2 protein-coding genes are annotated in these 12,227 nt (G+C 44.2%); one reads left to right on the top strand and one right to left on the bottom strand.

Annotation, left to right across the window (positions count from 1 at the left end; translation table 11 throughout):
- Positions 1-171: 171 nt before the first annotated feature.
- Entirely contained in the window at positions 172-3,735 is a 3,564-nt protein-coding gene (locus H7A25_05920) for a hypothetical protein (protein MCP5499419.1), read from the top strand.
- A 58-nt stretch (positions 3,736-3,793) separates the two neighbouring features.
- On the opposite strand, the gene H7A25_05915 is transcribed toward H7A25_05920, so the two are convergent.
- Positions 3,794-12,184 carry a putative Ig domain-containing protein gene (locus H7A25_05915; protein ID MCP5499418.1) on the bottom strand — a complete coding sequence of 2,797 codons (8,391 nt, stop codon included), beginning with the start codon at positions 12,182-12,184 and terminating at the stop codon, positions 3,794-3,796.
- Positions 12,185-12,227: the final 43 nt, after the last annotated feature.

Raw genomic sequence — 12,227 nt, 5'->3', positions numbered from 1 at the left:
AACACCTGAATTCATAAATCAGTTGATAACTAATATTTTTCTACGAGCATTAAGGTGTCGAATCATATTTATATTTAGGGCATTTTAGTTTTAAAAATAATTGTCAAAAAAATAGAAATATAAAAAAAAGTATAGTCTTATATGCTATACAATTCAAAGGAAAACTCAATCATGAAATTTATAGTTTTCAATATAATTTTTTTATTCATAATCCACTGTAATCCATTTCTACCGGAAGGCAGTAGCAAGGATAACTTAATACGAATCACCGCTTTTAATACACAAAAAAGTTCTCCAAAACCCGTGTATTCAATAAAAGGTAATTTACTTTCTCCTGGTGGAGAAACTGTAAAGAATGCCTCATTAAATGTGAGTGCCGGAAGTTTATCCACGACAACCTCTGTAAAAAAAGAAATTACTGGTGGAACTTCCGTTGTTAGTGAAAAAGCTCCGGGTAAATTGGACTTTGTGGACATTGATCCTACGAAGGGAAAAATTGCCGGACCAGTGAAAATTGCAAAAGCTGTAGACGAAACAGAAATAAATTTTTACTCCCTTTATTGGGCATCTGCCGAAAACCAAAAACTCTCCCGTATTACAAAACTCTGGAAAACCGGGGCAAGCTCTTATATATATATGCTCAACCTCGGAACCAGTCCCCCGAATGGTGCCAAATACCTTCTGGCAGTCTCCGGTAACAACACGAAGGGAGAAGAAACAAGTGGATCCAATAAACTTATTAATGACACACAGGCCAAATTTCTTACGGATGAAAACGGTCAATATGAAATGAAACTTAATCCGGGAAGTTTTAAGGTTACTATAGTCAGTGAGTCAGGAGTAGAGTTAGGTGAAATTTCGGTTTCTCTGCCTGAAACAATTACAGCAGATACACCTCCACCAACTCCTGTGGCTACCTCAGGAACTATGGTCATGACCGTTACTGCTTTTGGAGAAGATGGAAGCGATGCAAAACCTGTTGTTTTTACTTCTCCGACCCATGCGGCTGAAGCCCTCAACTTCACCGATACAGATGGAAACAAGGGTTATATTGCAGGAAATCTTTCTATTACAAAAGCTTCTGATGAAACAGATGTCACAACCTATGCGGTCTATTTTGGAAGTTCCGCTACAGAAATAATTGGAAACCCCATCGCAATTCTTTCCAAAACAAATCAAAATATTAGCTATACCTTAGCTTCTACTGCTATTCCCGCAATGGCAACTCACCTGCTTGCTTTTACTAAAAATGGAACCGTTCAAATGTCAACAGGAGTCAGTACGGCTATTTCGGATCTAATCAGTCCACCTACTCTAACTGCTTCTTCTTTAAACTTTTCAGACTCGGATGTTTCTGTTGGAAAAATCGGAGGAATTTTAACTATAGGAAAAGCTTCTGATGAATCCAATATCACTTCCTACGCCCTCTACTGGGGAACGAATAGTAGCACGAAGTTAAGTCATATTACTGATTTGGCGGCGACAGGTACAAACCTCAGCTACACTTTCAATACCAATACAAGCATCCCTTCAGGGGCCACACACTTTCTGGTTTTTACTAAAAATTCGGCAGGAGAAAGCACAAATCCCTTTAGTCTTGCTATTACAGATACCAATAGTCTATCGGCCAAAGAAATTATATCGTTTGGTTTCAGTTCCCCCACAGCTACAGGTATTATCAGCGGAACGAATATCGCAATTACCGTTCCTTACAACACCAATGTGACGGCTCTGGTAGCCAATTTTTCTATTTCCGGAAGTAGCATTACGGTGGGTGGAGTCAACCAGGTTTCAGGAACTACAGCCAATAACTTTTCAACTCCCCTGAGCTACGTGGTAACAGCCGCTGATGCCAGCACCCAGAACTATACAGTAAGCGTTACTGTAGCTGCCAATAACCCTCCAACTGCCAGTTTGGTAGCTTTTAGCGGAGGAAGCAACATTGGCTCTGTGCTCAGCGGAACCTTTACTTATAACGATGTGGATGGACATCTTCCCGGAACTCATGCCTACCAGTGGTATCGCTGTACCGATACTACAAGCGGCACCTGTTCTGCTATATCAGGAGCTACAAATACTACCTATACCCTTGTAGCCGGAGACGATGGTAAATACATACGCTTTGAAGTCACCCCCAAAGATCAATATAATCTCGCAGGAACCGCAGTTCAAAGTTCTCCCTCTGCTCAATATGATTTCACAAACCCTACTGTAGCCAACGGATATATATTTACAAGCAATGTGGCATCCACTTCTCTTACCTTAAGCTGGAATGCAGCTTCCGACCTGGCTACCGCAGCGGGAAGTTTAAGCTATAAGGTTTACTATGCAACCTACCCCTGCCTTACTTCGCTTTCTTCAACCGAAACACTCGGAACCCTGTTTAATACGTATACAGGAACTACTTCTGCAAATATTACAGGACTCAGTGCAGAAAAAGCTTATTACTTTAATATAGTCGTCTCGGATCTCAGCGGAAAGAAAACCTTATATACTCAAAAAAGAGAATATACTTTTTCTAATTTATATGCCTACTATCCTTTTGATTCGAATTATGATGATGCCAGCGTTAATGCCAATCATGGAACCGCAACGGGGGTTTCCTTAGGTTCCAATCGATACTCGAATACTTCTACAGTAGCTACATTCAATGGAAGTACTTCGAGCTACATCAGTCTCGGTACCCATTTTAGTTTACCCACGAATATGACAATTTCCGCCTGGATCTACAGGACAGCAGCCGGAACCGATGATGAGATTATTGCCTGGCATGATGCAACTTCCGGACACCATGTTGAATTTCGTATAATGGGAACGAATATATTACAGTTCTTAATTAATACCGGAACCGGTCTTAACGTAGATAGCACAGCTACCATTCCGGCTTCTACCTGGACACATGTGGCGGTAGTCAAGACTTCAGAATCCTATCAACTCTACATCAATGGTGTTGCCGATGGAAATGGAACGATAAGCCCCGGAACGGTTAACACATCGGTAGTAAGAATCGGTCTCAGAGCTGACCTCGGAGGAATCGGCATGAATGGAAGTATCGATGAACTTCGAATTTATGATCGCTCCCTGACTGCGAATGAAATTAAAATCCTTTCTGCCGATCCGGATAAGGGAATGCTCGCTTACTACCCCTTTAATTCAGGAAGCCTTACCGATGAGTATGCCGGAGACGGGTTTAGCGACAACGGGACTCCTGTAAATACTCCTACAACAAGTACAGACAGATACGGCACAGCCAACAGAGCCTACAGTTTTAGTGGAACCAATTGGATCACCACATCTGCTGCACATTTTCCTTCGGCTGCGGAAGCCCGTACTGTTTGCGGTTGGATTAAACCCTCCTCTTTAAGTGCAACCAATCGTGCCATCTTTTTTAGTGGAGATAATAGTAATGCAAACTTTGCAGCTCGTTTATCTTCCACTGAGATAGGTTTAAATCGAAATATTTTAAATGGAACCTGGTATAATTCCTATTCCTGTACCAACGGAACATGGTATCACACCTGCTTTCTATATACCGGAACCAACAGAAAAATTATAGTAAATGGATCAACCATATTTAACAGTACTAAAGATTTTAACTCAGCTGCTACTACTTTCTACATTGCCGGTGACCCGGTGAATACTGATTATTTCATCGGAAGTATAGATGATGTGAGAATTTATAATAGAGAACTCACAGAGGCAGAAATATACTCCCTGTATCAGGGAGAATTATAAAGAGCTAAAATTCTTCTTATGCAGGCGAGAAAATGCTTTCTCGTCTGCATTTATTCCCTTACGGACAGCTATGCCCGATAGGGATATTGTATTTAGAAGAGAGATAACACTCGACGATGTCTTTGTCGGGAACACCGAGTGCCTCTTTAAATAACAGGATCTCGCTAATGAGTCCCTGAAATCTATCTGCTGTGTCTGTTCTCCCACCTGCACGCAAATTACACGAATTATTCCCACTCAGGGAAACATTTGCTCCAGAAGTAGCTGCGTTTCCGTTTTTAGCTAATTTAATTGGCGCGGATGTTCCTTCAAGAATACCGGTTAATATAAGTGATTCATTTAAAGTTGCAGAAATTGTCGCACTACTTGCCGGCCCTTCAAAATAATAATTTGTCGGATTGGTGAAATCTTTTTCCAAATTTACTCTGGTCACACAACCTCCGGAAGCAAGTTCATAACTTAATATCGGTCTACCAATATAATCAGAAATGGAATTTTTCGCCACAGCGAATACTGTTGCACCATTATAAGCTATTGATTGAGCACCGAAATCAAAATATTGATTAGTACCATTAAATTGTATCGCCGGTTTACCATTTAAGCCATTAGCTCCAGTTCTAAAAACTGGCCCGTTGTATTGGGTGCCTAAAAAGCCATTTCCGCTTATATCCGGCCAGTTTCCGACAGTAGTATTATCGGCCTGGTTACTAAAACTATCAGCAGCAACGTGGAACTGTAAACTACTACTGGCAACCGTCGGATTCCAGCTTGTCACCTGCATCGGATGATAGCCGCTTAAAGCACGGATTTCCGATTCGGTTAAGACACGATTATAGATGCGAACATCGTCTATATCTCCATTAAAATAAACCGTACTTAAGCTTTTACCAATAAAGAAATTTCCAGTTCCCGTATTCCAGGATTTTGTTCCATTAATTAATTCCCTTCCATTATAATACAATCTTGCTGTAGACCCATCAAAGGTACCACAAAAGAAATTCCAGGTATTTTGAGATGTTCGATAGGTTAAGCTTAAATCATCTGCATAACCTGCAACAGCCACTTCATAATCAAATGCAAAGATTAAACCATTGGCACCGCTGGTAGTTGCTGTGCCATAATATAAAACAGCTCTTTGAGGATCCGGTGCAGTAGGAGGTAAATTTTGAGGTCTAATATAAGCACATAATGTTCTGGAACTTGAACCGGTAGGTAAAAACAGTTGAGGAGCCTCAATGTAGTTTTGATTATTGTGGTTAAAATTATAAGCTGAATTGCTGTTTCCATACCTGTCACTTGTCAGTGTTGCTCCATATACAGTTCCATTAGCACCAAATCCACTTACATCATTCGCGTCTCCATTGAAATCATATCTGGCCACAAGTCCTGTCGGAACCTGTGTAGCAAGTTGGCGGATTTGCGTTTGGTTGAGTGCATTGTTATAGATGCGAACATCGTCTATCTTTCCATTGAAAAAACTGCTGCCACTTGTATTTGCTCCAATAGTAAAACTTCCCGTTGTTGTATTGATGGATTTTGCAGCAGAATTCAACAACATACCGTTAGCATAAAGATAAGCGGTGCTGCCATCGTAAACTCCGCAAACATGAGTCCAGGTATTCAGTGCCGGATTATAGGCTGCCATAACTGAATCATTTCCAAAATCCAGGGTTAGATTGATGATTCCTGAGTTATTATAAACACCTACCATAAAAGCAGAGCTTGTACTGGTTCCACCATAACCGGCAGCAAAATACCAGCCGGGAATACCACCTCCGGGAGGAGGGTAAGATACAGGATTTATCCATGTGCACAATGTTCTAGGGGCTCCACCAAGAGGAAGGCCGAGCGTAGTTCCGCTAAGTGTATTACTACTGGATATATCAAACATCCGTGATCCATTTGCATCACCATCCTTACCGAGGAAATTACCACCAGTTGAACCCGTAAGACCCAGATCAGGAATAGCACCACTACTATTGTTACTACCACCATCCAGATGGAAGTCTGCCAATAGCCCCGTTGCCCCTGTGCTGTAGGTAGAACCTACCTGTGCGGGTGCAGCATTCTGTGCCAGCTCGTTGATTTCGCCTTCATTCAGCACACGGCTGTAGATTCGAACATCGGCAATATTGCCGTTAAAATACTGTGCATTAGTGATCTGGCTACCTATTCGCATTAGACCGGATAAAGTTGTATTCCAGTTTCCTGTTGTAGTCTGTCCTATGAGTTTTCCGTTTGCATAAACTCCCACAACATTTCCTGCTGAACTGCCGGAATAAGTAGTACAAATATGTGTCCACTGGTTTGTTGCTAAGTTATAAGGTGCTGTAAAATCAGAACCACCAAAATTGGAACTCATAATTCCGGTTAACTTAGTTCCATTTCCTGCTATAGCAATACCATGTCCACCGTAAGCTGTATTTGTTCCATAGGTAAAAACAAGACTCAGTCCATTAATAACTGCCTGTGGATTTATCCAGGCACAACTTGTTCTTGGATTTCCTCCTGAAGGCAAACCGGAGTCAGAACCTTCAATAAATTGGTTTGAGCCATTGAAAGTGATTGCAGAGTTTGCCACAGCAAATCTATCAGCAGCGGTAAAAGCGGGCGAATTATATAAAGTTCCGTTGTTTGTTCCGGCATGGTCAGCAGCACTTGTAGTAAGCGGCCAGTAACCCACAAGTCCGTTGTTGGTGAGCTTGCGGATAGCATGATGCATGACAACATACAGATTCTTTCCATCACTGGTCATAAATTTGGGACTATTAAAAGTAGCTGCGATACCAATTCCATCGGTAGATGTTCCACCTGTTCCCGTACCGGCAAGAGTTGTTACTCTTCCACTACTGATTTCTAGCTGCCGAATCAGGTTATTATCAAAATCGGCTATATAAAGATTAACTTCATCAGATACAATCCCATGTGGATGATTAAACCTTGCAGTGGTACCTACAGCATCGATATACCCGACCTCTCCCGCAGCTCCACCGGCGAGGACCACGGAAACACCCGAAGTTTTATCAACTTTTAGTATATTATGACTATTTAAATTAGCAATATACAAGTAGTTCCCAACAAGTGCGATACCTTCTGCTTGATTTAATGCTGCTCCTGAGACTGTTAGTGTGCTTACAGAAAGTGTATTCAAATTTAATTCTCGAATAGCATTGGAACCTCGTTCCACGATAATCAAAGAATTTCCATCTACCACAATTCCCGCAGGCGTATTGAACTTTGCCGCTGTTCCTATGCCATCAAGAGTTGACGCAGCAGGTGAGACAACGGAATTATCACCCGCAAGAGTCTCCACGTATCCGCTTGAGATTCGCATCCTTTTGATTCTGTTACCACTTGATTCTGAAATATAAAGATAGGTTCCATCGGTAGTAAGCCCTCTTGGACTATTTAAGGAAGAGATGGAAGTCCCGGATCCATCGGTATTACCTGCAATTCCATTTCCTGCTATAGAAGTTACATTTCCACTCGAATCAATTCTTTTTATCTTATGATTACCTGTATCAGCAACATAAAAATAGGTTCCATCGAATGTGATTCCTGAAGGTGTATTGAATTGTCCCGCAGCACCCGTTCCGTCGGCTGTACCTGCGGTTACTCCATTACCCGCAAGGGTAGTCACATTTCCCTGATACAGGTGCATATTAATCGGAGCCGGTGGATTTTGTTGTATATGACCACTCACCAGATAGCCGTTCACACAGTTGATGCCGAAGTTGTTAAGGTTCGAGTTTGTCACAGTCCCGGAAAGTAGGGTCTGCATGACAAATACACAGTACTGTCCCGGAGGTTGTTGCACTATTGTATAGTTGTACGAAGTGCCACTGTTTAGATTTTCCGTATAATTGTAGTCACTCGACTGACCGGTAAGAGTCACATTGGCTGTACCATTATTGATGATTAAAGTCGAAGTATTTGCCTGTCCCGATATAAAACCCGACATGGTATAGGTATTCACAGTGCAGCTAATACTTACATTCGTTATATTCGCATTTGTTAAATTACCGCTACCATTGGTCACCGTACAGGTCTGCCAGGGAGAAGTCGGCTGGGTCGCAATAGTCACACTGTAGCTACTGCCACTATCCCGCAGGGGAAAAGTGAAGGTGCTGCTTCCTGCAGGCAGGGTCAATGTATTACCGGCTCCATCCGTTATACTTAAGTCCGTTCCCGAACCAAAACCACTGATTGTGCCTCCCATCGTATAGGTGTTGGTAACACAACTGACTGTTACATTCGTCACATCAGAAACGGTTAAAGTCCCGCTACCGTTTGTAACTGAGCAGGTCTGCCAGGGATTTGTTGGCTGTGTTGCCACTGTCACGTTATAACTGAGACCGGAAGCCCTTGCCGGGAAAGCCCAGCTACCATTGGCTGTGGGGCTTATCGTATTCGTTCCATCGGAAAGCTGTAAGCCACTTCCCAGAAGACCCGATACGGTAGGCCTCACCACGTAATAGGCAGTGGCTACTTCCAGACTAAAGCTCGCTGTAGTGGAGCCGTAGCTATTAGTAGCCGTTACTGTGTAGGTCTGGCTTACGGCACTGACCTGAGGGTTCCCCGATAGAACCCCGGTCGTTGCATTTAAGGATAAGCCCGATGGCAGAGACGGTGTTATGGAGAAAGACGTAGCAGTTCCTGTGAGTGCAGGTGTAACCGGACTCATGGCCAGGTTCTGGGTTAAGACATAGGGAGAACCCGCATACACAAGCGAACTCGGTGCTCCCTCCGTTACCTGTATGCTAAAGCTATAGGCAGTAGAGCCCGATGGATTCGCAGCCGTTACCGTATAGGTATTCGATGCAGATGCCAGTTCAGGTGTTCCCGATATTACTCCTGTGCTTACGTTCAGAGATAAGCCCTGCGGTAAGGCAGGACTCACCGAATACGAACTCACCGTGCCCGTTACCGTGGGACTCAATGAAGCTATCGTAACTCCCCTTGTGTAGGTATAGGAAGAAGAGCTGTAGGAAAGAGTGGTGGGGGCTCCTTCCACTATGGATAGATTCAGAGAGATACTCGTAGAACCCGCTGAATTAGTCGCGACTACCAGATATGTTGTCGTGCCACTCACAGCAGTCGGTGTTCCGGATATTACCCCTGTTGTCTGGTTGATGCTTAAACCGGATGGCAGGGCAGGGCTCACCGAATACGAAATTACAGTGCCGGAAATCGAGGGGCTTAAAGCTGCAATACTGATACCTTTTGTAAAGATATAAGCAGACTTTGAATACGACAGGGAATACGGGGGGTAGTCGTTCACTGTGAGCTGTAAAGGAAAGCTTACACTTCCATAGGCATTCGAGGCTGTTACTGTATACGTAGTATTTGCAGCCAGGCTTAATGGTGTTCCCGATATTTCTCCTGTCACCGAGTTGATGTTTAAACCCGAAGGCAGAGCAGGACTCACTGTATAGGAGGAAGCAGTTCCCGTTAGATTGGGCTTCAGGGTCTGAATCGGAGAAGCTTTGGTGAAGATATAGGGTGAGCCCGCATAGTTTAAACCCGAAGGGGCTCCCTCCGATACGGTAATACTTAAGGGAAAGCTGATACTTCCTTTCGGGTTCGAAGCTGTCACCGTGTAAGAAGATATGGTTGTGGCTGCTTCCGGTGTTCCTGATATTACTCCTGTTATCGAGTTGATGTTTAAACCCGCCGGTAAAGAAGGTGCTACACTGTAGCGGGTCACCGTTCCCGTTACACTCGGAACTATAGGACTTATGGTCACTCCCTTTGTATACCGGTAACTGGAGTTCACATAGCTCAGGGCCGAAGGAGCTGTATCTTCTACAGTGATATATAAGGGAAAACTCACGCTTCCTTTTGTATTCACCGCGGTGATGGTATAGGTCGTTACAGACTGGGGACTCTGAGGAATACCACTCAGTTCTCCCGTCCTCGTGTTCAGGACAAGTCCTGAGGGTAGTGAGGGCGATACCGAATAGGCTGTGACAGTCCCGCTTACCACCGGGATAATAGAAGAAAGACTTACTCCCTTTGTAAGGCTCAGAGAAGATACGGGGTAGCTCAGCCCCTTAGGTGCTGAATCTTCTACCGTAATCTGGAAGCTATACACACTCGAACCCGATACGTTACTTGCTGTCACCGTATAGGTCTCGGGTGTAAGCTGCAAGGCAGAAGGAGTGCCGTATAACTTACCCGTAGACGGGTCTAACTTCAGCACCGGAGGAAGAGAAGGACTCACCGTATACGCCGTCACCGTTCCCGTTACACTCGGCATTATCGGGCTGATACTCACGTCTTTCGTGAGAAGAAGAGACGAGATTCCATAATTCAATGAACTCGGAGCCGCATCATTCACCGTCAGCACAAGCTCTGTGCTGATAGAACCCCCTGTATTCGTGGCTGTCACGGTGTATTTAGTAGATGCGTTTACGGTAGAGGGAATCCCGCTTATCACACCCGTCTTCGAGTTTAAAACAAGTCCTGAAGGTAGAGCTGGCTCCACTTTGTAGGACAGACCCGAACCCGCTATCAGAGGACTATTCGGCTGGATTAAGGTATTCTGTGTGTAAGTGACAGCCGGTTCTGTGTAGCCCAGATAGGTCGGGGCCTCTTCGTTTACCGCTATCTGGATTTCCGTTTTGGTTTCACCTGCCGTATTCTTCGCGGTCACGGTATACTTTAATAGCTCGGAAGAGGATGTGGGTGTGCCCGTGATACGACCCGTTACCGTATCAAAACTCAAACCCGAAGGTAAATTCGGACTTACAGAAAAACTCAAATTTTCCCCGCTGACCGTAGCAAAGTTCGGAAGAATACTTCCATTTTTAGTATATACAGAACTCGTGCTTGCATAGCTCAGACCGTAGGGTGGCTGAATGATGCGGTAGCTCTTTACCACTTCTCTCGACTCTTCGAGGCTTCCATTACAGGCTATCGCGCTTAACTTGAAGGATACATTCATGCTGATAGCAGCAGAATACTCGGTTCCGGAGCTACCATCACAGGAAGGAAGGCTTCCATCGAGGGTGTAGTATATCTTTGAACCCGCATTCAGGCTTAAAGTTACACTTACACTGTTGTTGTATTCTCCTGCATCCGGTGTTACCGAGGGTTTCGCAATAATGTTTTTGACTATTTTGTAAACACCGCTTCGAATTTTCGATGACTGTGAGTCTTTGCAGGCTATGGCTTTTAGAGTCGTTTCGCCTAACTTATCTAATATTACGGGTTCTGTATATACGGAACTCTTTTCACATACGGGACTCGTTCCGTCTGTTGTGTAGTAGATCTTCTGAGCGGGATCTACACTCTCGATCTTGATTTCCTGCTTGCCGGAAAAGGTAGCAGCCGAGGGAGTAAAGCCGGGTTCTGAAGCATCAAAGAAAGTCACTTTCTCTGCCACTTCTTCTATACTCAGGCTCAAGTCTTCCGCTCCTCCTTCCCTCGCATATTGAATCGTAGCTTCCTGTAACACGTTTTTCAGGGGAGATTCTCCCAAATTCGTCTCGTTCTCATCCAGACCGATTCGAATCGCTTCCCCGTTCTCATCCGTAGACTTGAACTCTCCGCTCTGCATCGACTTCTCAAAAGCCTGTATGACATTTTCCACATCGCCACCGGTTACCGTCGAGGTGTTCTTCACGTTATTCGCTACCTGTGAGATTCCTCCTAAAATAAGCTTCATCTTCTTTGCTTCTTCCGAGTCGGAGGATAAATCCACATTGTAGTTCGAGATTTCCGGAACTGTATCTGAAATGCTTAAACTATTATTTCCTTCTTGCACCTGGAACTTCGGTGCATCTACCCCGCTCGGAGTATTCGTATTGATGCTGCTTGCAGAATTACTGAATAAACCAAAACGAAGCACTACTTCCTGGTTCGCCTGTTTGGAGAGTTTATCTAAATTGTCTCTGGAAGAATTATCTTTTCCCAGGGTTTCCAGCCTCTTACTCGCTATCCTTGTCAGGGGGCTTACATTCGCATAATCTAATTTCGTATTCATCTTGCTTGCGGAACTTAGGTCAGAAGCGTCCGGTTTTACCGTTGCCGGCTCCCTTGTCACCGATTGCAGGTAAAAGGAAGAGTCCGTCCAGGGAATGTCTTTTTTGGATTTTTCGTCATACATGGTGCTACCCCCATCCGGGTGAGGACTCACTACCACGCAGACAGGCTGTCCCGAACGGGCATAAGTCACCGAGTATTTCCCTTCACTGTCCGTGTAGGTCCGGGCTAATACTTTCGCCGAACTCGAACGATCACAGCTTCCATCCACTCCGAGGGGAATGATTCGCACCAGGGCATTCTTAATCTCCCCTTTCATTACCTTGCCCTTTACATTCACAGGGTCGCCGGATATGAGGCTCAGATACGTTAAGAGATTTTGACGAAAATCATCCGCCTTATGTCTACTACAGGATATAACAAACAATAACACCAACACGATTGATAGTATTCGCGCTTTCATCTTTGCCTCTTTTTTTTAAAATAGGGAGGGCATACAGCTAGCC

The organism is Leptospiraceae bacterium, from assembly GCA_024233835.1.
Taxonomy (GTDB): Bacteria; Spirochaetota; Leptospiria; order Leptospirales; family Leptospiraceae; genus JACKPC01.
The sequence above is the reverse complement of the archived record's forward strand: the minus strand, read 5'-3'. Positions and strand labels throughout refer to the sequence as shown.